This window comes from Halorubellus litoreus (genome assembly GCF_055378595.1).
This window is the reverse complement of sequence record NZ_AP043836.1, coordinates 2,190,571-2,214,776: the sequence shown is the minus strand read 5'-3', so window position 1 is coordinate 2,214,776 and position 24,206 is coordinate 2,190,571. Positions and strand designations below refer to the sequence as shown.

General features: G+C 70.0%; 22 protein-coding genes. 10 read left to right on the top strand and 12 right to left on the bottom strand.

Annotated features, from left to right (window positions below; genetic code table 11):
* The first annotated feature begins 105 nt into the window (after positions 1-105).
* Together ACZ48X_RS15270 and ACZ48X_RS15265 are read left to right on the top strand one after the other, a co-directional pair.
* Positions 106-882: an ABC transporter ATP-binding protein gene (locus ACZ48X_RS15270; RefSeq protein ID WP_336348890.1), complete on the top strand. Its 777-nt coding sequence runs from the start codon at positions 106-108 to the stop codon at positions 880-882.
* Positions 875-2,416, top strand: coding sequence for a hypothetical protein (locus ACZ48X_RS15265; protein ID WP_336348891.1), 1,542 nt, complete (start codon positions 875-877; stop codon positions 2,414-2,416). The genes ACZ48X_RS15270 and ACZ48X_RS15265 overlap by 8 nt, the downstream gene beginning before the upstream one ends.
* 26 nt (positions 2,417-2,442) lie before the next feature.
* Here ACZ48X_RS15265 and ACZ48X_RS15260 read toward each other — a convergent pair whose 3' ends face one another.
* From ACZ48X_RS15260 to ACZ48X_RS15230, 7 genes are all read right to left on the bottom strand, one after another.
* Entirely contained in the window at positions 2,443-2,982 is a 540-nt protein-coding gene (locus ACZ48X_RS15260) for a 2'-5' RNA ligase family protein (protein ID WP_464379819.1), read from the bottom strand.
* On the bottom strand, positions 2,979-3,176 hold the full coding sequence (locus tag ACZ48X_RS15255) for a hypothetical protein (protein ID WP_464379818.1): 198 nt from the start codon (positions 3,174-3,176) through the stop codon (positions 2,979-2,981). Before ACZ48X_RS15255 ends, ACZ48X_RS15260 begins: the two co-directional genes overlap by 4 nt.
* Before the next feature lie 166 nt (positions 3,177-3,342).
* Positions 3,343-4,152, bottom strand: a complete 810-nt coding sequence (locus ACZ48X_RS15250) for an N-acyl homoserine lactonase family protein (protein WP_336348893.1) — start codon at positions 4,150-4,152, stop codon at positions 3,343-3,345.
* A gap of 74 nt (positions 4,153-4,226) precedes the next feature.
* Positions 4,227-4,787, bottom strand: a complete 561-nt coding sequence (locus ACZ48X_RS15245; protein ID WP_336348894.1) for a GNAT family N-acetyltransferase — start codon at positions 4,785-4,787, stop codon at positions 4,227-4,229.
* Positions 4,788-4,789: 2 nt separating this feature from the next.
* Entirely contained in the window at positions 4,790-5,332 is a 543-nt protein-coding gene (locus tag ACZ48X_RS15240; RefSeq protein ID WP_336348895.1) for a universal stress protein, read from the bottom strand.
* Between the two features lie 213 nt (positions 5,333-5,545).
* Entirely contained in the window at positions 5,546-6,460 is a 915-nt protein-coding gene (locus ACZ48X_RS15235; RefSeq protein WP_336348896.1) for an MBL fold metallo-hydrolase, read from the bottom strand.
* 315 nt (positions 6,461-6,775) lie between these two features.
* The gene (locus tag ACZ48X_RS15230) at positions 6,776-7,174 is read right to left on the bottom strand and encodes a gamma-glutamylcyclotransferase family protein (RefSeq protein WP_379762003.1); all 399 of its coding nucleotides are present in this window, start codon (positions 7,172-7,174) and stop codon (positions 6,776-6,778) included.
* Positions 7,175-7,228: 54 nt separating this feature from the next.
* On the opposite strand from ACZ48X_RS15230, the gene ACZ48X_RS15225 reads away from it, so the two are divergent.
* The 7 genes from ACZ48X_RS15225 to ACZ48X_RS15195 all read left to right on the top strand — a co-directional run bounded on the left by ACZ48X_RS15225 (position 7,229) and on the right by ACZ48X_RS15195 (position 16,240).
* Entirely contained in the window at positions 7,229-8,635 is a 1,407-nt protein-coding gene (locus ACZ48X_RS15225; protein ID WP_336348898.1) for an MATE family efflux transporter, read from the top strand.
* 86 nt (positions 8,636-8,721) lie between these two features.
* Complete coding sequence (locus ACZ48X_RS15220; protein ID WP_336348899.1) at positions 8,722-9,756, top strand: DUF7490 domain-containing protein; 1,035 nt, start codon at positions 8,722-8,724, stop codon at positions 9,754-9,756.
* Complete coding sequence (locus ACZ48X_RS15215) at positions 9,753-10,115, top strand: hypothetical protein (RefSeq protein WP_336348900.1); 363 nt, start codon at positions 9,753-9,755, stop codon at positions 10,113-10,115. Before ACZ48X_RS15220 ends, ACZ48X_RS15215 begins: the two co-directional genes overlap by 4 nt.
* A gap of 55 nt (positions 10,116-10,170) precedes the next feature.
* Positions 10,171-10,464 carry a DUF6432 family protein gene (locus ACZ48X_RS15210; protein ID WP_227132215.1) on the top strand — a complete coding sequence of 98 codons (294 nt, stop codon included), beginning with the start codon at positions 10,171-10,173 and terminating at the stop codon, positions 10,462-10,464.
* 106 nt (positions 10,465-10,570) lie between these two features.
* Positions 10,571-11,680: a CAF17-like 4Fe-4S cluster assembly/insertion protein YgfZ gene (gene ygfZ / locus ACZ48X_RS15205; RefSeq protein WP_336348901.1), complete on the top strand. Its 1,110-nt coding sequence runs from the start codon at positions 10,571-10,573 to the stop codon at positions 11,678-11,680.
* Positions 11,681-11,811: 131 nt separating this feature from the next.
* Positions 11,812-13,260 (top strand): ATPase domain-containing protein, encoded by a 1,449-nt coding sequence (locus ACZ48X_RS15200; RefSeq protein WP_336348902.1) that lies wholly within the window; start codon positions 11,812-11,814, stop codon positions 13,258-13,260.
* Positions 13,253-16,240 carry a PAS domain S-box protein gene (locus ACZ48X_RS15195; protein ID WP_336348903.1) on the top strand — a complete coding sequence of 996 codons (2,988 nt, stop codon included), beginning with the start codon at positions 13,253-13,255 and terminating at the stop codon, positions 16,238-16,240. The genes ACZ48X_RS15200 and ACZ48X_RS15195 overlap by 8 nt, the downstream gene beginning before the upstream one ends.
* Before the next feature lie 38 nt (positions 16,241-16,278).
* Here ACZ48X_RS15195 and ACZ48X_RS15190 read toward each other — a convergent pair whose 3' ends face one another.
* From ACZ48X_RS15190 to uvrA, 5 genes are all read right to left on the bottom strand, one after another.
* Entirely contained in the window at positions 16,279-17,193 is a 915-nt protein-coding gene (locus ACZ48X_RS15190) for a metallophosphoesterase (RefSeq protein ID WP_336348904.1), read from the bottom strand.
* 2 nt (positions 17,194-17,195) lie between these two features.
* The gene (locus ACZ48X_RS15185) at positions 17,196-18,287 is read right to left on the bottom strand and encodes a geranylgeranyl reductase family protein (protein ID WP_336348905.1); all 1,092 of its coding nucleotides are present in this window, start codon (positions 18,285-18,287) and stop codon (positions 17,196-17,198) included.
* A gap of 178 nt (positions 18,288-18,465) precedes the next feature.
* Complete coding sequence (locus ACZ48X_RS15180; RefSeq protein WP_336348906.1) at positions 18,466-19,506, bottom strand: beta propeller repeat protein; 1,041 nt, start codon at positions 19,504-19,506, stop codon at positions 18,466-18,468.
* 56 nt (positions 19,507-19,562) lie between these two features.
* Complete coding sequence (locus ACZ48X_RS15175; protein WP_336348907.1) at positions 19,563-20,042, bottom strand: type IV pilin N-terminal domain-containing protein; 480 nt, start codon at positions 20,040-20,042, stop codon at positions 19,563-19,565.
* A 411-nt stretch (positions 20,043-20,453) separates the two neighbouring features.
* The gene (gene uvrA / locus ACZ48X_RS15170; RefSeq protein WP_336348908.1) at positions 20,454-23,477 is read right to left on the bottom strand and encodes an excinuclease ABC subunit UvrA; all 3,024 of its coding nucleotides are present in this window, start codon (positions 23,475-23,477) and stop codon (positions 20,454-20,456) included.
* Positions 23,478-23,594: 117 nt separating this feature from the next.
* Here uvrA and ACZ48X_RS15165 point away from each other — a divergent pair, with 117 nt between their 5' ends.
* On the top strand, positions 23,595-24,176 hold the full coding sequence (locus tag ACZ48X_RS15165) for an LURP-one-related/scramblase family protein (RefSeq protein ID WP_336348909.1): 582 nt from the start codon (positions 23,595-23,597) through the stop codon (positions 24,174-24,176).
* Positions 24,177-24,206: the final 30 nt, after the last annotated feature.

Below are 24,206 nucleotides of genomic sequence, written 5' to 3'. Positions count from 1 at the left end.
GCGTCCAGGGACTCTGGCGGAGCGGCGCGAGCGAGCATCGATGGCGAACTGTGCGAGTGACTTGGACGGGAGGTTCAAGGCGTCGTGGTGGCTAGCGCTCTGGTAGTGACCGACCTCGCCATCGACGCGGACGGCCTCGGGAAGCGCTACGGGGAGACGGTTGCGGTCAGGGACGTCTCGCTTTCGGTGGCGCGCGGGACCGTCTACGGGTTCCTGGGGCCGAACGGCGCGGGGAAGACGACGACGATGCGGATGTTGACGACGTTGACGACGCCGACGTCGGGGTCGGCGACGGTTGCGGGCGAGCCAGTCACGGACCGCGCGGCGGTGACCGAGCACCTCGGGTATCTGCCGGAGGAACCGCCGGTGTACGACGAGTTGACGGGGCGCGAGCAGTTGTCGTACGTCGCCGGGTTGCGTGACCTGCCCGAGGACGTCGCCGGCGAGCGCGTGGACGCGCTCCTTTCGCGCTTCGACCTGGCGGACGCGGCGGACCGGCGCGTCGGCGGGTACTCGACGGGGATGCGCCAGAAGCTCGGCGTCATCCAGTCGGTGCTGCACGAGCCCGAGGTGGTGTTCTTCGACGAGCCGACGAGCGGCCTGGACCCGCGGGCGGCGCGGACGATGCGGGAGACCATCGCGGACCTGGCGGCGCAGGACATGACGGTGTTCCTGTCGACGCACGTGCTGTCGGTCGTCGACGAGCTCGCGGACGAGGTGGGCGTGCTCTTCGACGGCGAGCTCGTCGCGGAGGGCTCTCCGGACTCGTTGAAGTCGCGTGCGGCGGGCGGCGAGCGGACGCTGGAGTCGGCGTTCATGGACGTGACGACGCCGGACGACGCTTCGACGGTCGATGCTCCGGGAGGGCGCGACGGTGCCTGAGCGACGGCGAGGGTGGCTGCGGGACGCGGCGGCGATCGCTCGCGTGGACCTGCGGTGTACGCTGCGACGGTTGCGGGCGCATCCGCGGACGGTGGTGGCGCGCACGCTCGTGCTCGGCGTCGCCTGGGTGGGGTTCTTCGGTGGAGATGGCGTGCTCGCGCCGGATGGGACACCGTCGGTCGCGGGGACGCGGTTGGCTGCGATGGGGCTGTGGGCGTTCGTCGCGGCGACGGTCGCGATGAGTGCGCCGCGGTCGCTCGACGACGTCGACGCGGGCACCGAACTCGTCCTGAGTGCGGGGCTGCGGGCGACGGTCGTCGGGGTGCTCGCGGTGACAGCGGTGGAGTCGGCGTTCGTGTTCCTCGCGTTCGTCGGATTAGGCGTGCTGCGCGTCGCGGTGACGGCGAGCGCGCCCGTGCTGGCGACCGTTCTCGGAGTGGCGACGGTGCTCGTCGGCGTCGGGACCGCGGTCGTCGCCGGGTTCGCGGCCGGTCTCGCGGCGCACCCGCTCGCGCGGCGGACGCCCGGGTTCGCGAGGTATCCGCGAGCGATATTCGTACCCGTTCTCCTGCTCGTCGTGCTCGCGCTCCTGCGCCCGGACGTCCTCGGACCGGCGGCGCGGGCGCTCCCGCCGGCGTTCCTCGCGGACGCGTTCCTCCTCGCGTTCGGCGACGGCGACCCGCTCCTGGCGGCGGTGGCGCTCGTCGGCGGCGTCGCCTCGATACCGCTGCTCGCGTGGAGTGGGTTGCGTGCGGCGCGGAACGTCTGGTTCGACGGCGACGACACCGGCGGCACCGGGACCACGCGCGGCGGTCGCGTCGTCGTCGCGGTCGTCGACCTCGCGCGACCCGTGACGCGTCGGCCGACGCGCGCCGTGGCGACGCGAGCGTGGCTCCGGATGCTCCGGAACCCCCGGACGCTCTTCCAGCTCGTCGTCCCCGCGTTCATGCTCGCCGCCGTCCTGATACAGGACCCGCCCGGTATCGCGGGCGCGCTCCCCGTGCTCGTCGCCGGGTTCGCGGGCGTCAGTGCGGGGTTGACGCTCACGCTGAACCCGCTCGCGCTCGAGGGGGAGGCGCTCCCGGCGCTCCTGACGACGCCCGTCGCCGGCGCGAGCGTCGCTCGCGGCTACGCGTTCGCCGGCGTGCTCGCCGCCCTCCCGACGCTCCTCGTCCTCGTGCCGCCGCTCGCGTACGTGACCGGGCTCGGCGCGACCGCGACGGCCCTGACGGTCACGTGGGGCGTCCTCGTCGCCGCGTTCGGCGCCGTCCTCTCCACCGCGGTCGGGTTCCTCATCCCGTCCTCGGGCGCGGCCGCAGCGGGCGACACCGAGGCACCGACGCAGGCCGCCGTCCTCGTCTACACCCCGATCGCGTTCCTCGCCGCAGCGTTCGGGATGGGCGGCCTCGTCGCGCTCGACTCCGGGGTCGGGCGTGCGCTCCTCGCCGCCGACGTCCTCCTCCTCGCGACGCTCGGCTGGTTCGCGTACCGCCACGTCGCGAAGCGATACGCCGCGCTCACGATTGACGGCTGAATCGGCGCAACAGGACGGACCCCCGCTCAGAACTCGACGCGCGAGCGGATGTGCATCTCGTCATCGGTCGCTTCGAGGTGCGCGACGTCGTTTATCTCCATCTCCCACGCGAACTCGCGTTCGCCGAGGTACTCGACGACGTCCCCGAGCTGGTCGCGTTCGAGGCTGTAGTACGCGAGCGTGACGTGCGGGAACCACCGGTCGGGATGGTAGTAGTCGTCGGCGTGCTCGGCGAACTCCGTGAGGCGATTCCACAGCGAGTCGTGGAGCCCGGCGAGTGCTGGCGACCGCGCGATCGGGAGGTAGACGACGGGCGCGGCGGTGAACACGCCGACCCCGCCCGTGTGGACGGTGAAGGGCTCGGTGTCGGCGGCGACGGAGTGCAGCCGTGATTCGACGGTCGCGGGGTCGTAGCGTTCCGCGACGTGATAGGAGATGTGCGGCGGCGGGAGTTCGCCCGCCGGGTTCAGGTCGAACTCGTCGGCGAGGTCCTCCCAGACGTCGAGGACGCGCTGGTGGTGCTCGTCGGGGAGTGTCGAGATGACGGCTGAGTGCATGTCGGTCATCGGTTGGATGGCGTCGTCGACGTCGACCGCACCGCCCGCACTACCTGCATCGCCCGCACTACCTGCATCGCCCGCACTACCTGCATCGCCCGCACTACCTGCATCGCCCGCACTACCTGCATCGCCCGCACTACCTGCATCGCCCGCACTACCTGCATCGCCCGCACTACCTGCATCGCCCGCACTACCTGCATCGCCCGTGTAGTTCGCGCCGCCGGCATCGTCGGCGTTCGCTCACGAACCTGCGTGCGTTTCAGGGCCGGTACTGGTTGACCTTGCGCGTGGGGGTTCGTGAACGTAACGGCCAGCGAGGGACGCGAATCCGACGCCCGGAACGACGCCTTCCCGGAGCGTCGGCGATCACTCGAGCGCTTCCGGTGGTTCGGGGAGGCTGCCGATGTCGTCGGGGTCGTGGTGGACGTAGACGTCGGCGTCGTGGATGCGTTCGCGGTGCTTGACGTCGCGGATGGAGTCGACGCTCGCTTCGAGACTCCACGCGAACGACGCGGCGAGTTCCTCCTCGTACCCCTGGCGGTGGTTCGCGGCGTCGGCGGCCAGAATCACGGTGCCGGCGTCGGGAAGTTCGAGCTGGAGGCTCTGGTGGCCGGGACTGTGGCCGGGCGTCGGGAACGCGACGACGCTCCCGTCGCCGAAGACGTCGTACTCTCCCTCGATGGGGGTGACGTTCGCGTCGAGCCGGCGGAGCGGGAGGAGGTCGCCGGTGAGGTAGAACAACCGCTGGACGCCGTCGGGCGCCCACGCGTACCGGAGTTCCTCCTTCTGGACGACGATCTCGCAGCCGGCGTCGACGAACAGGTCGAGGTTCCCGGCGTGGTCGGTGTGGAGGTGACTCATCACGACGACGTCGACGTCCCCGGGGCCGTAGCCGACGTCCTCGAGGAGGTGTTCGACGCGCTGGGATTCGTCCATCTCGATGGCGTCGACGAACTCCGCCATGTGGGGCGCGCCATCGGGCCCGTACTCGGTGGGGTTCTCCTTCATGTCGTAGGAGAGCCCGGTGTCGAAGAGGACGGTGCCCTCGGGGTGCTCGACGAGGTACACCGGGCACGTTCCGGCGTACGGTTCGCCGAGGTTCGTCATCTGTACGGCCATCGAGAAGTCGAACGTCCAGTGCCCCGTGTTCAGCGTGTACAGATGGTCTGCGGTCACGGGATCTCGTAGGGGTGCCGCGGGTTTAAGTTCGGCCAATGCACCGACGGCGCCGTCGTCCGGACAGTGGGTCGCTACAGTTCCTTTGCGTACCGGACGCTCCGACCCTTGCTCGACGTCTCGGTGAACCCGAGGCGGTCGTAGACGTGTCGGGCGCGGTGGTTCGACTGGGCGACGGTCAGCCAGACGTCGGTGACGCCGAGCGAGCGCGCGTGCTCGAACGTCGCGTCGAGGAGCGCGGTGCCGACGCCGGCGTCCTGATGGTCCTGGTGGACGAAGACGCCGAGTTCGTGCGCGTCGGCGTCGTCCGGGACGAGGACGGCGTGCCCGACGACGGCGTCGTCGTGGACGGCGAGCACTGACAGCTCGTCGAGGACGACCGACAGCCACTCGGTGCGGCCGGCGTCCGTCGCGGGCGGCAAGCCCTGGGCGCGATACGCCGGCGCGAAGTCGGCGTACATCGCGTCGACGTCGCCGTAGCGCTCGGGCCGATAGCGCTCGAACGCGACGACGCGGCCGTCGTCGTCGACGAACCGGTCGATGCGGGCGTCGTCGCTGCGCCGGTCGTCGACGCCCTCGTCGTCGGGGCGACGGTCGCTGGCGGGGGCCGGCCCGTGGATGGGTTCGCTCGACATCCTCAGTCGTCCCTGCCGAACGTCACCGGGCACGGCGCGTTCAGTGCGACGCGCTGGGCGGTGCTCCCGAAGACTACCTTCCCCGTTGGGGTGCGTCGCCGGCCGCCGACGAGGACGCGCTTGGCGTCGACGGCGTCGGCCGCGGCGACGATCTCGCCGGCGACGTCGTCGCCGACGCGCGCGTCGACGTCCATGGTCGTTCCCCAGGCGCGGAGCGGTTCCTCGAGGCGGCCGACGACGTCGCGGACGGGCGCGACGCGACCGACGAGGTCGTCGGGGTCGGGGCGCTCGTCCTGGTGGTAGTTCAGTCGGTCGCGGACGGCCGCGTACCGGTCTTCGGTGAAGACGTGGAGGACGCGGACGGTGGTCTCCATCATGCCGGCGACCTCGGCGGCGGTGTTCGCGAGCGTCTCGACGCGTTCGGCGTCGCCGTACCCGATGGGGAGCAGGACGGTGTCGCGGTGGTCGCGGCGCGCGCGAACGTCGTTCGCGACGCCGAGGTCCTGGCCTGCAGCGGCGGCGGTTCCGCGCGTCGACTCGGTCATTCGGGGTCCTCCGCGGCCGGTTCGGTCGGCGGGCCATCGATGCGTGGGTTCATCCTGGCTAGCTCTCGCTCGCGGACACGGATAACGGCTGCCCATAACCACACCACCAGAGGATTAAACACCTAGAACAACACGCCTGGACGATTGAGAAAGAACGAGCGTCCAGGACGAGAACGGATAGAGCCCGTATCGTCAGATTACGGTTCCGCGCGGTCAGTCGTCGCGTTTCCGGTCGAGGTACGCGAGGACGCCGCGGACGTTCATCGCGGTCTCCGCGCTCGCCTTCCGGTCGCCCCAGACCGCGTCCATCTCGGTGTTCTCGACGAAGTGCTCGACGACCGCGTCGTCGTCGCCGAGTTCCTGCTGGGCGCGTTCGACGGCTGCGACCCAGTCCGTGAGTCGCGCCTCGTAGCGTTCGAGGCGGTCGTCGGTCGGTTGCGCGCCGAAGTGCGCGTACAGGAGCGTCGAGGGGTCGAGGTTCGCGATGGTCTCGACGTCCCGGAGCGCCTGTTCGAGGTCGAACTGCGGCGGCGGCGTGGTCTCCCTCACTTCGTCGATGGCGGGGACGTAGATGCCAGCGGCGTCCGCGGTGAAGACGGCGTCGTTCGCGGGGTCGTGGAAGACGTGCTGGTGCGGGGCGTGTCCGGGAGCGTCGTGCGCGCGGAGTTCGTGGTCGCCGAGGTCGACGACGTCGCCGTCTTCGAGCTCGCGGATGCGGTCCTCGGGGACGGGCTCGGGTTCGGTGTAGAACTCGAACTGGTCGCCGACCGCCGACTTCGTGCCTTCCCAGAGCCGCGTCGGGTCGACGAGGTGGCGCGCACCGTTTGCGTGGACGGCGACGGTCGCGTTCTCGCATTCGTCGGCGAGGAACCCCGCGCCGCCGGCGTGGTCGAGGTGGACGTGCGTCGGCACGACGTACGCGACGTCCTCGGGGTCGACGTCGGCGTACTCGAGCAGGTCGAGGACGCGGTCGTAGTGCGTGCCGATGCCGGTGTCGACGAGCGCCGGCTCCTCGGCGTCGAGCAGGTAGACCGCGCCGTAGGCGTCCACGTCGTACATCCCGGTGTCGACGTGGTAGAGGTCCGTGCACTCCCCCGTCGTGACTTCGGTGACGTCGCCTCGTGTCATACAGGAAGCGGGCGGGGACGGGCCAAAAGTCGGTCGGTCGCGGCAGTAGCTCGACTACGCTATCAGTCGAGTCAGTAGCTCGACCGCGCTGTCGCTCGCGGGTCGTTGGTGCCAAAGGGGAAACATCGGGGAGCGTGTGACACCCCGAATGCAACCAGAACACGGGGAGGGAGATACATAAACCCCATCCAACCGGAGTGAAAGTATAATCGCACGACTGCGACGGGTTCGAATCGGCGTCTGACGCCAGTTCGACGTCCGTCTGCCGCACCGAACCGGGGGTCGAGGGTGCGAGTCGGCTGGCGAGGTCCATGGTCATCGGGGGGCGATGCTGACGTCGTTCGCGTCGACGTACCGGCGGACGCGCGCCGCGAGGTCGTCGTCGCCGGGCCACGCGACCGACTCGGCGACGTCGAGGCGGTCGGGGTCGCCGACGTACACGGCCGCGCTCGCGCCCTCGAAGCCGGTCGTCGGAACGGCCACGCGGACGTAAAGGCCGCGAGCGACGCCCTCGTACGCGTCCAGTGCGTCGACGGCGTCGGTCTCGAGGAGTCGCCCGTCGACCTCGCCGCCGGGGGCGAGCGTCGGGTATCGGCCGTCGACCCGGTGGAGGCCGCGGAGTGTCGCGTCGCCGGCGAACGACCACGCGCGGTCGCCGAGCACCTCGCTGACGCGGTCGGGGTCGGTGAGCGTCCCGTAGACGAAGGCGTGCACGACGCGGACTTCGGGTTCCGCCACCCTGAAACCCGCGCCCGTTCGACTGAGAGCATGGACTGGCGGCGGACGAAGCGCGTCTGGCGGCGAGTGGCCGGACTCTCCTGGCCGATATCCGTCGAGCAGACGGTCCGCACCGGGATGCGGACGACGGACGTGTTCGTCACCGCCGCGTTCTCGCCGGCCGCCGTCGCCGCCATCGGGCTCGCGGACCTCTACGCCAGGTTCCCGCTCCGCGTCGGCCTCGGCCTCGGCGGTGGCGCCATCGCGCTCTCCAGTCAGGACACCGGCGCCGCGAGCGGGACCGACAGAGACGACGACGCGGCCGCACGAGCCGACCTCAACCGCGACGAGGCCGTGACCCAGGCGGTCCTCATCTCCTTCCTCGCGGGCGTCCCGTTCGTCGCGTTCGGCCTCCTGTTCGGCGAACCCGCCATCGCGTTGCTCGGTGCGCCCGACGAGGTGGCGCGGGTCGGCGGCGCGTACCTCGCCATCATCTTCGCCACCGCACCCGCTCGCATCGTCGGCCTCACCGCGGCGCGCGCACTCCAGGGAACCGGCGACACGCGCACGCCGATGGTCGTGAACGTCGCCGGGAACCTCCTCAACATCGCGGGGTCGCTCGTCCTCGGCCTCGGGTTGTTCGGCGTCGCGAGCTATCGCGTCGTCGGCGTCGGCGTCGCCACCGCCGCCGGGAACGTCTTCATCGCGCTCGTCCTCGCTGCCCTCATCGCGTCCTCGGCGACCGACGTCGGGTTCGTTCGCCCGCGGTCGACGATAGTCGGCCGCCAGCTCGTCGCCGTCTCCGCGCCGCGGATCGTCGAGGGGCTGTCGAACACGCTCGCGAACTTCCCGTTCAACGCGCTCCTCCTGTCGTTCGGGACGGACGTGAACGCCGCGTACCAGATCGGCTTGCGCATCTACCAGCAGGTGACGGGCCCGCTCTCGCGCGGGTTCAACGTCGCGGCGAGCGTCGTCGTCGGGCAGGCGCTCGGCGAGGGCGACGCGGCGGCGGCGCGCGAGAACGGGTGGGCGACCGCGACGCTCGGCCTCGTCACGGTCGGGACCGCGGGCGCGCTCATCTTCGCGTTCGCGCCGACGCTCGTCGGGTTCTTCACGACCGACCCGGGCACGGTCCCGAACGCGGTGGCGTTCACGCGGACGTTCGGCGTCGCCGCGCCGTTCCTCGTGTCGTTCGTCGTCGTCTCCGGCGCGCTCCAGGGCGCGAGCGACACCCGCACGCCGCTCGTCGCGCGGGTCGTCAGTCTCCTCGCGTTCTACCTCGGGTTCTCGTACGTCGCGAGCGTCGAACTCGGCTGGGGCGTCCCCGGCATCCTCGCGGGCGTCGTCCTCCACTACGCGAGCGCCGCGACCATCGTCACGCTCGGGTTCTGGCGCGGCGACTGGGCGACTCGCGCGAGCGACATGTTGCGCGAACGCGGGAGCGCCGGCGACGACTGAGTGCGCACTGAACCACCGGGACACTTGATTTCGCCGGCGTCACGAGGTACACAAGACACTTGTAGTCTCTCTCGGGATTCCGTGACGTGCGAACCGAGTCCCTCCTCCTCGGCGTGGTCGCGCTCGCGGTCGTCCTCGGCGTCGGCGTCGCCGTGGGCGTCCCGGGCGCGCTCGACCCACCCGAGGACACGCCAGACCGCCCCGAGAAGCCCGCGATGGTCGACGTCGTCGAGATGACGATAGCGCCCGGTGACGTCGGCGGCGAGAACGCCACCCTCCGCGTCCGGCCGTTCCTCGCGCAGCGCGGCGGTGCCGCCGAGAACGTCACCGTCCTCCTGCGCGCCGTCGACCACGATACCGGGTTCGTCGCAGCGACCCAGCGCCTCTCCTACGGGACGCTCGACGGCGACGTCACGCGGAGTCGCGAGGGCGCGCTCACGGTCGCTCGCCAGGGCGGCTACGACGTGCAAGCGATCGTGTACGTGAACGGGTCGCGCGTCGAGACCGGCGTCCGCGACGTCGACGGCGTCGGCACGCTCACGCCCGACTACCGCGACACGCCCCTCCAGTTCCAGGACTTCGACGCGGGCCTGCCCGTCATCGAGTACAGTATCGACGCCGTCGAGAACAACCGGTCGACGCTGTCGGTGTCGACGTACCTGACGAACACCGGCGACAGGACCGTCGACGACCTCGAACTCGTCCTGACGGCGCGCCAGAACGGCTCGAACGTCGTCGCCGACCGGACGACGGTCGAACTCGGCGCGGTCGGGAGCGGGAAGACCGTGCAGCCCACGGGAACCATCGTGGTGCCCGACGACTACAACTACTACCTGGACGCGGTCCTGTGGCGCGACGGCACGGTCGTCGCGACCGCGCGCTCCACCGCGAACCTCGCGCCCGGCACCGGCCTCCGGGTGGACGACAACACGACCACTGACGACGACGAGGGCTTCCAGGCCAGCGACTTCGAGTCGACGGAGTCCGGACGCGAGGAGGGGACCGAGGAGCCACTGACCGAGACGCAGGCGGGCGGGAGCGGCGGCCAGCCCGGGTTCGGCGTCGCCGTCGCCGTCGTCGCGCTCGTCGCCGCGGCACTCATCGCGAGGACTCGACAATGACCGACGATTCCACTTCGACGACCGACGCCAGCCGAGATAGCGACGCAGACGACCGCGACCGCGACAACCGCGGCGACCGACCCGGTCGAGAGCGCGACGACCGCGACCGCGAACCGCGCGGGCGCTCCCGGAGCGGGCTGTTCGAGGGCGACCTCTACGAGCGCCTGCAGTGGCTGGCGCTCGTCGTCCTCGTGCTCGTCGCCGTCGCGACGCTGTTCTCGTTCTACACGAACGTGACGCGACTCATCTCGATCTGGGCGAGCCGGAAGTACGAACCGGCGTTGCAGGCGGCGTTCGCGCTCGCGGTGCTCGCGACCGCGCTCGCGGGCATCGTCTCGCTGTCCCGGAACCTCCGCTAGAGACCCCCCGGGTTTGGGGCAAGGGTCAAAGTCCCTCCCGTCGAACTACTGCGTGATGAGAGCGAAGCGGGAGTTCCGTGACCGCGACGACGTGTCGGTCTCGGTGCTCGACGCCCTGGTCGAACGCGGGGAGGAGGGGATGACCGTCTTCGAACTCCGGTCGCACGTCGACGCCGGTATCGACGAGATAGAGCCGGCGCTCACGGAGTTGAAGGACGACGACCTCATCGAGGTCGACCGGTCGGGCGGGCAGACGCTCCTGAAACCCGACCCGCGCGTCGTCCCCGAGGACCCGGAGGACGACGAGCCGTCGCTGTTCGACGCGCTCCGCGACAAGCTTCCGTTCTGAGCCGCGACAGCGTGCAGTGCTGCGGCGTGGTCTCGGGTCGTGGCGACGTCGGTGCGTGCGAACCGGGACCGTACTGCTCTTGCCGTTCGGGCGTCCACGCCTCCACATGACCATCATCGATGACGTGCACGAGGCGCACGGGGCGACGTTCGTCGAGCGAGGGGGCCGTCGCGTCGTCCGGGACTACGGGCGGCCGGCGCGGACGGCGATGGCGGTTCGGCACGTCGTCGGCGCGTTCGACGCGGCGTACGGCGTGGTGACGGTGTCGGGGAGCGACCGCCGGGAGTTCGTGAACGACGCGGTGACGAACGTCGTGCCGCGCGAGGACGGCGAGGGCGCGTACGCGCTGCTGTTGTCGCCGGAGGGGCGCGTTCGCACGGACATGTACGTGTACGAGGCCGACGGCCGGTTGCTGTGTTTCACGCCGCCGGGGCAGGCGGGGTGGCTCGCGGAGGAGTGGGATTCGCGGACGTTCGTGCAGGACGTCGACGTGGCGCGCGCGAGCGACGACTTCGCGGTGTTCGGCGTGCACGGCCCGAAGGCGACGGAGAAGGTCGCGAGCGTCCTGAACGGCGCGGGAACGCCCGCGGAGCCGTTGTCGTTCGTTCGCGGGTCGATGGGGGACGCGGGCGTCACCGTGATCCGGAACGACGGGCTCGCGGGCGAGGAGGGCTTCGAGGTCGTCTGCACCGCGAGCGAAGCCGAGCGGGTGTGGGACACCCTCTTGCATCACGGGAACAACGCGACGCCGTTCGGGTACGCGGCCTGGGAGACGCTGACGCTCGAAGCCGGGACGCCGTTGTTCCAGACGGAACTCGACGGTCGGGTGCCGAACGTCACCGGCGTCCGGAACGGCGTGGACTACGAGAAGGGGTGTTTCGTCGGGCAGGAGACGGTGGCGCGCGTCGAGAACGTCGGCCGGCCGTCGCGGCGACTCGTCGGCGTGGAGCTCCCTGGCGTCGAGGACGGCGACGCGCTCCCGGGTGCGGGCGCGACCGTCAGCGTCGACGACGAAGACGCCGGGGAGGTGACGCGAGCCGCGTGGAGTCCGCACCGCGAGGCGGGTATCGCGTTCGCGCTCGTCCCCTACGACGCCGACGTCGAGCACGTCGCGGTGGACGTCGCCGACGACGACGGTGCGCTCGACGGCGACGTGGTCGCGCTCCCGTTCGTCGACGGCAGCGACCGGTCCGCGCGAGTCCCGACCTACGATTGAGCAGTCGCCACCCCCGCGACGGCGTCGGTCACGGGGCGGCGACCGTGGACGCTCAAACCACCGCCGTCCTGCGGTTTGAACGGATGAAACCGGTGGGCAGGTTTATATTTCGCCGTATCTAGATTTCACGTATGTCTACCACCCCCACCGCGCGCCTCTCCACGGGGGTCCAGGGCCTCGACGACGTCCTCGAAGGCGGCCTGGTCCCGAACCGAGCGTACCTCCTCCGTGGCGGGCCCGGGATGGGGAAGACCATCCTCGGCGAGCACTTCCTGACCGCGGACGACGCCGAGACCTCGCTGTTCGTCTCCCTCGAGGAGTCCGCGGAGAACCTCCGAGCGAACGCGGCGAGCGTCGGTATCGACCTCTCCGGCGTCGAGATAGTGGACTTCAGTCCGGACGCCGACCGGTTCGGCGACGGCGGCGCGTACGACGTGTTCGCGCCCGGTGATCGCGGCCCGTCGCTCTCGGAGGGGATCCGCGAGGCCGTCGAAGCTCACGCCCCCGATCGGGTGTTCGTCGACCCGCTGTCGCGCCTCCGGCAGTTCACCGCGGACCAGAGCGCGTTCTACGACGAGGTGGGCGCGTTCACGTCGTACGTCCGCGACGGGGACGCCACGCTCCTGTTCTCGACGCAGCCGACGACGGCGTCGCCGGACGAGGACCTGGAGTTCGTCGCCGACGGCAGCATCGAGCTCGCACACGAGCGGAAGGGTCGGACCATCAGCGTCCGCAAGCACCGCGGTGCGTCGTTCCAGTCGGGCACGCACACGGTCACCATCGACGGCGACGGGATGCACGTGTACCCGAAGCTCGTTCCGGACGTGCGGACCCGCGAGTTCGAAGCGACGATGCAGTCCACGGGCGTCGGGGAGTTCGACCGCATCCTCGGCGGCGGGATATCTCCCGGCACGGTCACGGTCATCAGTGGCGCGACGGGCGTCGGGAAGACGACGACCGCGGCGCAGGTCGCGGTCGCGGCGGCTGAGCGCGACGAGCGCACGGTCGCGTACCTCTTCGAGGAGGCCGAGGACACGTTCGTGCATCGCGCGGACGCGATCGGGATGCCGGTGTCGTCGATGCTCGACGACGGCAGTCTCGCGCTCGAGACCGTGGAGGCGCTCGCGGTGTCGCCCGACGAGTTCGCCGCGGGCGTCCGCGAGGAGGTCGAGGAACGCGGTGCGCGCGTCGTCGTCATCGACGGTATCGCGGGGTACCGCACCGCGATCCGTGGCGCCGACGACGACCTCGTCCGGGAGCTCCACGCGCTCTGCCGGTACCTCCGCGGGATGGGCGTCACCGTCCTCCTGACCGATGACGTGCACACGGTCACGGGCGACTTCGAGCCGACGAGCGAACGCATCAGTTACCTCGCGGACAACATCCTCTTCCTCCGGTACCTCGAGTACCGCGGGGAGCTCCGGAAGGCCGTCGGCGTCCTGAAGAAGCGCTCGAGCGACTTCGAGCGGACGCTCCGCGAGTTCGAGATAACCGCGGACGGAATCGACATCGGCGAGCCCCTCAGGGACCTCAGAGGGATCCTGACGGGGACGCCGGAGTGGTCTCGCGAAGATGAGTGACCGCTCGAGCGACGGACTGGCGTCGAACGGCCGGACGACGACGTGGCTGGCGACGGACGCGTCGACGGTCGTGCTCGGCGTCGCGGACGCCAGCGTCCGCCGGTCGCTCGAGTCGTGGTTCGAGGACGAGGCGTACGACGTGCGGGTGGCGGCACCCGATGACCTCCCGGCGGACGGGGACCTGTACGTCGTCGACGCGGGCGCACTCCGGACTGCTGCACCGCAGATAGAGCGCTGGAAGGCGGCGTCGTCGGTGTTCACGCCGTGCCTGCTCGTCGCCGAGGGCTCGCAGGGCGATCGCATTGCGGCGAGCACGGAGCAGGTCCTCCAGGTCGTGGACGACGTCCTGGAGACGCCGCTTCGGACGCCGTCGTTGAAGCGACGAGTCGACAGCCTCCTCAGGGCGCGCGTGCTCGCAACGCAACTCCAGGAGCGCTCTCGCGAGTACGAGCGACTCGTCGAACTCCTCCCGATCGGGTTGTTCGTCCTGGACGACGCGGGGACGGTGACGTACGCGAACGAGCGCGCCGGGTCGCTCGTCGGCGTGGACGCCGCGACGGTTCGGGGGTCGGCGTTCTCCGCGTTCGTGCAGCCCGCGGACCGCGATGCGGTCGCGGCGGCGCTGGACGGCGACGGGTCGTCGACGATCACGGTCCACCTCCAGTGCGAGGACCCGCCCGAGGCTATCGGCGCGGCCGACCGCGTGGGTCTGGACACCACAGGTGAACGCACCGTCGAACTCTCGGTGAGCGTCGTCGAGGACGACACGACGCAGGTGCTCGCGCAGGACGTCACCGAGCGGGAGGCTCGCATCGAACGGCTCCGCGTGTTCGAGCGCGCGGTCGGCGAGGCCGGCGTCGGCGTCAGTATCGCCGACGCGCAAGCCGACGACCACCCGCTCGTGTACGTCAACGACGAGTTCTGCTCGCTCACCGGATACGGCCGCGACGCCGCCCTCGGTCGGAACTGTCGGTTCATCCAGGGCGAGGACACCGACCCGAGGGTCGTCGACGAGATCCGCGCGGCGCTCGAGGTCGAGGCACCGGTGTCGGTGACGATACGGAACTACCGCGCGGACGGCACGCCGTTCTGGAACGAACTCACGATAACGCCCGTGTCAGACGCTGACGGGACGGTCACGCACTTCCTGGGGTTCCAGCGTGACGTGACCGAGCGCCGCGAACGGATGCGGTTGTTCGAGCACCTGCACGAGGCGACCGAGCGACTGCAGGGCGCGCGGACGCCGACCGAGGTCGCGGAGTCCGCGGTCGAGTCCCTCCGGAACATCCTCGAACTCGACGTCGTCGTCTGCTGGTTCCCGAACGACGACCGGACGCGCCTGGAACCGGTCGCAGTTGCCGGCGTGGACGAGGCAGTGCCGATCGAATCCGGGTCGAAGGACTGGACGGCGTTCGTCGACGGCGCGAACGTCACCGAGGTCTCGGTCACGGACCACGAGACCGACGCGGAGACGGGGCTCGTGTTCTCGCTCGGCGACCACGGGCTCATCGGTGCCGCCGACCCGGAGCGCGAGTACACGCAAGCGGTGCGGGACGCCGGGCACGCGTTCGCGGACCACGTCACGGTCGCGCTCGACCGCGCCGAACGCGAGGCCGAGCTCGCGGCGACGACCGCGGACCTGGAGAACACGCTCGAACGCATCAAGGACGGGTTCATCGCGCTCGACGCCGACTACGACATCACGTTCGTGAACAAGCAAGCGGAGTCGCTCCTGCCGTACACCGCCGACGAGCTCGAGGGCCGGAACCTCTGGGAGGCGTTCCCGAGCGAGGTCGACGGGGCGTTCTGGACGCAGTACCACGAGGCGCTCGAGACCGGTGAATCGCGGACGTTCGAGGCGCACTACGACGAACTCGACCTGTGGTTCGAGGTGACGGCGTACCCGAGCGACGACGGCCTGACGCTGTACTTCCGGGACGTCACCGGGCAGCGCGAACGCAAGCGCGAGCTCGAGCGGTACGAGACCATCGTCCAGACCGCCGGCGACCCGATATACACGCTCGACGAGGACGGCTACTTCACGAGCGTGAACGACGCGTTCGTCGACCTCACCGGGTACGAGCGAGACGACATCGTCGGCGAGCACGCACGAGCCATCTTTCCGGCGGACGACTTCGAGGCCTGCGAGCGCGTCATCTCGACGCTCCTCTCGGCGGCCGGCCCGGACAGGGAGACGGTCGAGGTGGACGTGATGACGCGGTACGGCGACCAGCGCGACTGCGAGGTCGCCATCGCGCCACTCCCCGGCGAGGACTTCGGTGGGACCGTCGGCGTCATCCGCGACCTCACGGAGTTCAAGGACAACGAGCAACGCCTCGCGGTCCTCGACCGCGTCCTCCGGCACAACCTCCGGAACAACCTGAACGTGGTCACCGGTCGCACGCGCGCACTCGCCGACCACGAGGACGACGCGGTCCGCAAGTCCGTCGAAGCGGTCGAGGAGGCGGCGTCGGACGTCCTGGAGATAGCGAACAAGGCACGGGCGTTCCAGCAGGCGCTCGAGGACGCGCACTCGTCGCTGGGGACCGTCGAGATCTGCGCGGTCGCTCGTGACGTCGTCGACGACGTCGCAGCGGCGACCGAGCGGGCGTCGGTCAGCTGCGAGCTGGAGTCGGCGGCGTCGCTCCGGGTTCGCGGGAACGAAGCGGTGGAGCTCGCCATCGCCGAACTCGTGGAGAACGCCGTCGCGCACAATCCGAACGCGGACCCGTCGGTGCGCGTGACGGTGAGTCGGAGCGACGGCGAGGCGCGGGTGGTCGTCGCCGACGACGCACCCCTCATCCCCGAGCAGGAGGTCGCGGTGCTCGAGTCCGACGTGGAGACGCCCCTCGAGCACGCGAGCGGACTCGGCCTCTGGCTCGTCCGCTGGACCGCGACGACGTTCGGCGGCCAGCTCGCGTTCGACAGCACGCCCGAGGGGAACCTCGTGACGTTCGCACTCCCGATAGTCGAGGACTGACCCGGCCACGCACTGCCAGCCGCGAGGTCGGTAGGTGGCTAGACGTCCCGGAGGCGCGCGCCCCCGTCGGCGGTGCGTTCGAGCGCGCGGAACGCGTCCGGCGTCTCCACGGTCACCGCTTCGCCGCCGCGCTCGCCGGCGTTCTTCTTCGTGACGTCCTCGCAGACGACGTTCCCCTTCCGCGTCACGCGCTCGTGGGGCGTGTGCCCGACGACCTGCTTCGGCGCGTCCCCAGGGAGATGCTCCCAGCCGAGCCAGAGCGGCCCGGCGTCCGGTCCCTTCGGGTGGTCGCGCCCGGCGCGACTCACCCACTCCTCGTCGAACGCGCGCTCGAACGTCCGATACGCGTCGGCATCCGTCCCGACGACGTCCGCGACGCTCGCGACGACCGCCCGGAACGCGTCGTTCGCTCGCGCCGGGTCGAGACCGTCGACCGCGCCGGCGTGACTGTACGTGTACTCGTAGCCGTCGTACGCCACCGCGAGGTCGCCGGCGGCGACCGCGTCGAAGAACGAGCGCCGGGTCGCGTCGTCGACCCTATCGCAGTACCAGTCCGCCGACCCGACGCCGCCCGCGAGCACGAACTGCTCGTGGTTCCCGCAGTGGTACCGGACGTGCCCCGCTGGTGCCTCGCGCTGGAGGCGTCGAATCGTCTCGACGACGCGCTCGCTATCGCCGCCGCGGTCGACGAGGTCGCCGTTCGCGACGAGGACGTACTCGCGCCCATTCTTGCCTCCCACCCAGTGGAGGTCGCCGTCGTCGTCGCGCTCGACGAGCGGCGCGAACTCGGCGTGGTCGCCGGGGAGCCTGAGCGCGGACGCGAACGAGTCGTAGTAGCCGTGGACGTCCGACAGCGAGACGACCGTCGGCGGATACGACTCGTCGTCGGCGAGCGCGAACACGGTGTCGCGCGCCGAACGGTCAGCGTAGCGCGCCGACCCGTCGTCGGGCATCGTCACGACCGCCCGAGCCAGCTCGCGAGGTGCTCGCGCGAGAACACGCTCGTCGGCCGGTCCATGTGCACGCCGATCTCGCCGGAGAACGCCTTGAGACCGAGGCGCTGGACGGGTTCGGGGAGCGAGTACGCGCGTCGAATCCAGTGCCCGAGCCGTATCTCGGTCGCGAGTTCGTCGCGCCACGCCGCCTCGTACGCGCCGAGGGTGCCCGGCCGGTCCGGTTCTATCTCGCGGGCCGCGTGGTCGGCGCTGCGCATCCCGTAGAGGATGCCGCCGCCCGTGAACGGCTTCGTCTGTGCGGCCGCATCGCCGACGAGGAACCCGCGGTGGCTCGTCACCGAGTCGGCCGGGCCGACCGGGATGAGCCCCGAGCAGCGCTTCGTGACGTCGACGTCGTACCCGGCGGGCCCGACGAGGTCGTCGAACAGCTCGTTCACGTCCGGGCCCGGCGACGCGGCGAGGCCGTACTCGACGCCGGCGTCGCCGCGCGGGATGCGCCACGCGAAGAACTCCGGCATCGTCAGGTGGACGTCGACGCGGTCGCCGTGGTCTTCCTCGTCGCTGAACCCGAGCACGCCGTGGAGGAGCTCGTCCGGTTCCGGGAGGTCGAGGTCGCGGCGGACGCGAGACGTCGGGCCGTCGCAGCCCGCGACCATCTTCGCCTCGACGTCCGCGACGCCGTCCGGGCCGCGGACCGTCACCGTCACCGAGTCGTCGCCCTCGTCGACGTTCGTCACGGTGTGGTCCTCGCGGACCTCGGCGCCCGCCTCTCGCGCCAGCTCGGCGAGGTGGCGGTCGAGGCCGACGCGGTCGATGACGTTCGACACGACCTCGGTCTTGTAGAAGTCCTCGAAGTCGCTCTCGGGCCCCTCGACGTGGAAGCGCGCGCCGTACACCTCGTTCTGGAGGAGGTCGTCGCGAGCGCCCTCGCCGGCGTACTGCCAGATATCTCCGGAGACGTGCCCCGAGCACGCGAGCGGCTCACCGAGCCGGCCCTGTTCGAACGCGAGCACGTCGTACCCGGCCTCGGCCGCCCGCCGCGAGAACCGCGCGCCGGCGGGGCCGACGCCGACGACGACGAAATCGTACATGCCCCCACTGACCCACGCGAGGAGTAAAGCAGTCACGGAAACCCCGCCGCAGCCCCAGCAACCGAGAGGCAACCCACCAGAGTTTACGTCTCATGTAAACCCCGGCCGGTGGACGACGGCCCGCCACTGGGTGGACGACGGCCCGCCGCTGGGTGGACGACGGCCCGCCGCTGGCGAGTCAGACGTGGACGAGGCCCCGAGCCGTCCCGCCGCCCTCGCCGAAGGGGAGGTCAACGTCGAGGCGCGTCCACGCGTCGCCAGCGTCTGTCGTCCGGTAGAGTCCGCGGTTCGACGCGGCGTAGAACGCGCCGGCGTCGTCGCCGGCGGCGAGCACTGGCCGGGTCTGGCCGTCGGCGCCACCGAGGCCGTCCATCGCGCGCTCCCAGGGGTCGTCGCCGCGCTTCCGGTAGACGTACGTGTCCGCGTTCGCCGGCGTGTGCGCGGTCCGAGCGCCCGTCGCGGCGCTCACGAGCCGGACGTCCGGGTCGGCCGGGTCGACCGCGACGCTCCAGCAGTACCGATGCCCGAGCCCGTCCTGGGGGTGCTCCCACGCGTCACCGTGACGGGTGCTCTCGGCGTACCCGTCACCAGCGGCGGCGTACACGCGCCCCGGCGCGTCCTGGTGCGTCGCCATCGAGTGCGTGTCCCGACGCGACCCCGGCGGTCGCTCGCGGAACGACGCAGTCCCATCCGCGACGTCCAGCACGACGAGCGCGCCCGCCTCCACCGCGACCAGCACGCGACCCTCCCGATGTGGGTCCGGCTCCAGCCACCGCACGTGATGCGTGTGCGGTCGCGGCGGGAACGCCCACTCGTCGCTCGACGGCAACTCGACCAGGCCCGAGAGGTGCTGGAAGGAGTCGCCGCCGTCGGTCGACCGGTAGACGCGCGACGGCTCCGTCCCCGCGAACACGACGTCCGGGTCCCACGGCGCCACCGCCACCGCCGTCACGTGCGACGCGTCCGCGCCGTCCACAGGTGGGCCGAGCGCGACCCGCGACCACGACCCGCCACCGTCCGTCGACCGGAACAACCCCTCGCCGGCCGTCCCGACGAACGCGCGTTCCGGCCGTGCCCGCGACGCCGCCACGCACTCCACGCGAACGCCGTCCGCGTCGGCATCGTCGTCCTCGTCAGCAGCGGGCACGAACGCCTCCTCGACCACTGGCACCGACGAGTCGACGACCGCCACGCGACGGTCGGTCGCAAGATACAGCATACCACGACTCACGCGACGCGACCGGAAAAGCGCCGCGCCGTCCGTTCCCCGAGAGATCAGGAGAGGTCGGGGAGGTCGCCGTTCGCGAGGATCTGCGAGGACGCGCCGTCGGGCGTCGTCCAGAGCACGAGCACCTGCTCGCCGTCATCGAATGCACTGGTCTCACCGGTGGTGACCCCGAGCACCCACTCCTCGCCGGGCTGCCAGACGTCACCGGGATGGTTCGTCGTCTCCAGCCACGGGTGCCCGGACGGTGGACTGCCCGCGTACTCGACGGTCACGCGATCCGTGTCGATGTCCTCCCCGCCGTCGTGCTCGATAATGAACTCCTCGTTCGGGTCGTTCCCCCAGCCGTCCGCCGTGCCCTCCTCGGACACGTACCGGAATTCGGCGTCGGGGACCGACGTCGTCGTGTTCGCGCCGAGGACGAACACGCCGATGACCGCGGCCATCGTGACCGTGATTCCGACCATCAGTATCACACCGATGACTGGCGATACCGCGTCGTCGTCCGCGAGCAGGGCCCCGAGTTCCATGGTGGATACACCGGACGGTTGCTCGTCCGTTCGGCTGGAACACACGAACGCTTAGTTAATATAGCTACCGGATATTCGAAATTAAGACGCGAGGGGCGTAGTCATCTGGGTCAGAAGACTGCATGAGAAATCAAGTCGATTTTAATAAACCGAGAGATGGCGGTGCCGTCACCGCAGAACCTCCACCGTCGCCCCGAACGTTCAAACCCGAACGCGCGGCGAACCCGGGCGTGCACTGACCACCGCCCCGGCGCGGCCACGACGGGAGCGCGGCGCACCGCCCGGGGACCCCGAGCGCCGCCTGTTCGCCATCACACCCGCTAGCGACGCTCGGGCCAACACCAACGCTCGTGGCGTCAGCGACGCGACAAGTAGCAGCGACGCGAAAAGGAGAAGTGACGCGAGAAGCTGTCAGTCGTCGGTCGCCGGTGCCGCCTCGACCTCCTCGTCGTCGGCGTGCTCCATGTCGCGCGTCTCCGGTTCCACGCGCTCGCCGCGCGGCCCCTCCGCCTCGACCGCCGGGAGGAGGTCGCGCAGATAGCGGCCCGTGTGGGACGCGTCCGTCCGCGCGAGGTCCTCGGGCGTCCCCTCGGCGACGAGTTCGCCGCCGTTCTCGCCGCCCTCGGGGCCGAGGTCGACGACGTGGTCCGCGTTCTTCACGAGGTCGAGCTCGTGCTCGATGACGACGACCGTGTTGTCGTTGTCGACGAGTCGATGCAGGACGTCGATGAGCTTCTTCTCGTCCGCCGAATGCAGGCCCGTCGTCGGCTCGTCGAGCAAGTAGAGGGTGTTCCCGGAGTCCTTCTTCCCGAGTTCCTCCGCGAGCTTGATGCGCTGGGCTTCCCCGCCGGAGAGCGTCGTCGACGGCTGCCCGAGCCGCATGTACCCGAGGCCGACGTCCTTCAGGAGCTTCAGGCGCCGGCGGAGCTGCCCCGAGGACTCGAAGAAGTCGTACGCCTCGTCGACGCTCATGTCCAGGACGTCCGCGATGGTCGCGTCCTTGTACGTCACGTCCAGCGTCGCGTCGTTGTACCGCGCGCCGTCACAGGCTTCGCAGGGCACGTAGACGTCGCTGAGGAAGTTCATCTCGATCTTCACGGTGCCCTGGCCGCCGCACTCCTCGCAGCGACCGCCCTTGACGTTGAACGAGAACCGGCCCTTCTCGTACCCGCGCTGCTTCGAGAGCTTCGTCTCCGCGAACAGCTCGCGGATGTAGTCGAAGACCCCAGTGTAGGTCGCCGGGTTCGACCGCGGCGTCCGCCCGATGGGGCTCTGGTCGATGAGTCGCACCGTCTCGACGTCCTCGATGCCCGTGATGTCGTCGTGCTCGCCGGGATTCACCGAGGTGTTGTCGTTCATCCGCCGCGCGAGGCCCTTGTAGAGGACGTCGTGCATGAGCGTCGACTTCCCGGAGCCGGACACGCCCGTGATCGCGGTGAACGACCCGAGCGGGAGGTCGACGTCGAGGTCCTTCAGGTTGTGCTGGCGCGCACCCTCGATAGTGAGGAACGCGTCCGCGCTCCGGCGCTGTGCCGGCACGGGAATCTGTTTGCGGCCGGCGAGGAAGTCGCCGGTGACGGAGTTCTCGGTGGAGACGATGTCGTCGTAGTCGCCCTGCGCGACCACTTCGCCACCGCGTTTGCCGGGGCCGGGCCCCATGTCGATGACGTTGTCCGCGCGCCGCATCGTCTCCTCGTCGTGCTCGACGACGATGAGCGTGTTCCCGAGGTCACGGAGTTCCTCGAGCGTGTTCAGGAGGCGATCGTTGTCGCGCTGATGCAGACCGATACTCGGTTCGTCGAGCACGTAGAGCACGCCGACGAGCCCGCTCCCGATCTGCGTCGCGAGCCGGATCCGTTGGGATTCGCCCCCAGACAGGGTCGCGGCTTCCCGGTCGAGCGTGAGGTACTCCAGGCCGACTTCGGTCATGAATCCGAGGCGCGCACGGATCTCCTTGAGGATCTCCTCGGCGATCTTCGTCTCGCGCTCGTTCAGGTTCGCCTCGACGCCGTCGAAGTGCGCGAGCGCGTCCCCGATGCTGAGGCGGTTCACCTCCGCGATGCTCGTGCCGTCCACGAGGACGGCACGGCTCGCGGGCTTGAGCCGGGAGCCGTCACACGCCGGGCACTCGGTGACGCTCATGTAGTCCTCGATGTGGTCGCGCGTCGAGTCCGAGTCAGTCTCCAGGTAGCGGCGTTCGAGGTTCGGGATGACGCCCTCGAAGCGCTTCTCCTTCCGGCGCGTGCCGTTCTTCGTCTGGCGCTTGAACACGACCTCCTCGCTGGTGCCGTAGAGGAACGCCTGCTGGACGTGGTCGTCGAGTTCTTCGAACGGCGTGTCCAGACTCACGTCGAAGTGTTCGGCGACCGCGTCGAGGCGCGTCTGGTAGTACGAGCGATTGTAGCTCCACGCTTCGAACACGTGCTTGAGCGGTTTCGATTCGTCGACGACGACGCGGTCCTCGCTGACCTCCTTCGTCTCGCCGATGCCCTCGCACTCCGGGCACGCGCCGTGCGGGGAGTTGAACGAGAACGACCGCGTCTCTATCTCGGGGATGTCGATCCCGCAGTGCGTACACGCGAGCGCCTCGCTGAGTTCCACGACGAGGCGGTCGTCGGTCTCGGTCTCGTCCGCGTCGTCGCCGGCGTCACCGAGCGCGCCAGTGGAGCGTGCCGCGGACCCACCGAGGGCTTCCGCCGCTCCCTCGGGCGGATCGGGGACGACGACCTTCACGACGCCGTCGGCCTCCTCGAGCACCGTCTCCACGGAGTCCGTGATGCGCGGTCGCGTCTCCGTACTCACCTTGATGCGGTCGACGACGACGTCGATCGTGTGGTCGTAGTTCTCGTCGAGGTCGGGTCGGTCCATCGTGAGGTCGTACGGTTCGCCGTCGACCTCGACGCGGGCGTAGCCGTCGGCGACGAGGCGGTCGAACTCGTCCTCGAACGCGCCCTTCTGGTCGCGGACGACGGGCGCGCAGAGCTTCGCCTTCGTGCCCTCCGGGAGTTCCATGATGCGCGAGACCATCTCCTGCGCGCTCTGCTCGCCGACCTCGCGCCCGCACTCGGGGCAGTGCGGGGTGCCGACGCGAGCGTACAGCAAGCGGAGGTAGTCGTGGAGTTCGGTGACGGTTCCAACAGTGGACCGCGGGTTGTTCGCCGCGGCCTTCTGGTCGATACTGATGGCGGGCGAGAGGCCTTCGACGGTCTCGACCTGCGGTTTGTCCATCTGGCCGAGGAAGTTCCGCGCGTACGCCGACAGCGACTCGATGTAGCGACGTTGCCCTTCGGCGTACACGGTCTCGAACGCGAGCGAGGACTTCCCGGACCCGGAGAGGCCGGTGACGACGTTGAACTGCTCGCGCGGGATCTCGACATCGATGTCCTTGAGGTTGTGTTCTTCCGCGCCACGGACCTCGATGTACTCCTTTGTCATTGGGGGTAGACAGTGACTGCACCAGTGAAGGGTTGTCGGTTGCGTTCGATACGGTGGGGTTCCGCGTCCGGGCAGCCCGTCCATTGGTTTAAGTCGGTTACTCGGGCAAGGGACGGTATGGACACAGATCGTTCCTACGACATCCAGGGCTTGGACCTCGTTGACGACCACTACACGGTCGAGCAGGCGCTCGTCCGGAACAAGTACAAGGCGATGGATTCTCGCGGGAACGTCCTCATCCGCGGGAAGCAGAAGATGTTCAAGATGAAGGAGGAGTTCCCGTTCGTGGACGCGGACGGGAACGAGGTGTTCACGGTGAAAGCGGGCGGCATCATCGACGTCGCCGGGAACTACGTCTTGACGGACGCACGGACCGGCGAGGACCTCGTCATCCTCGACAACGACTACAGCATCTTCCAGGACACGTGGAAGATCCGGGACGCGAAGACGGAGGCGAAGCTCGCGGAGATCAACTCGCGTGGGACGCTCGTCACGCTCGCGCGAAACTTCCTGCCGTTCGGTGGGTGGATTCCGCACAAGTACGAGATCACGGACCGCGACGGCGACCACGTCGGGAGTATCGAGGGCCAGTTCTCGCTGAAGGACCGCTACGAGATCCACATCGACGACGCGAGCGACGTCCCGAAGGAACCCGTCATCGCGGCGGCGATGGTCATCGACGCCATCCAGGGGAACTGACCGAGCGGTCGCCGTCGCGGCCCGACGCGT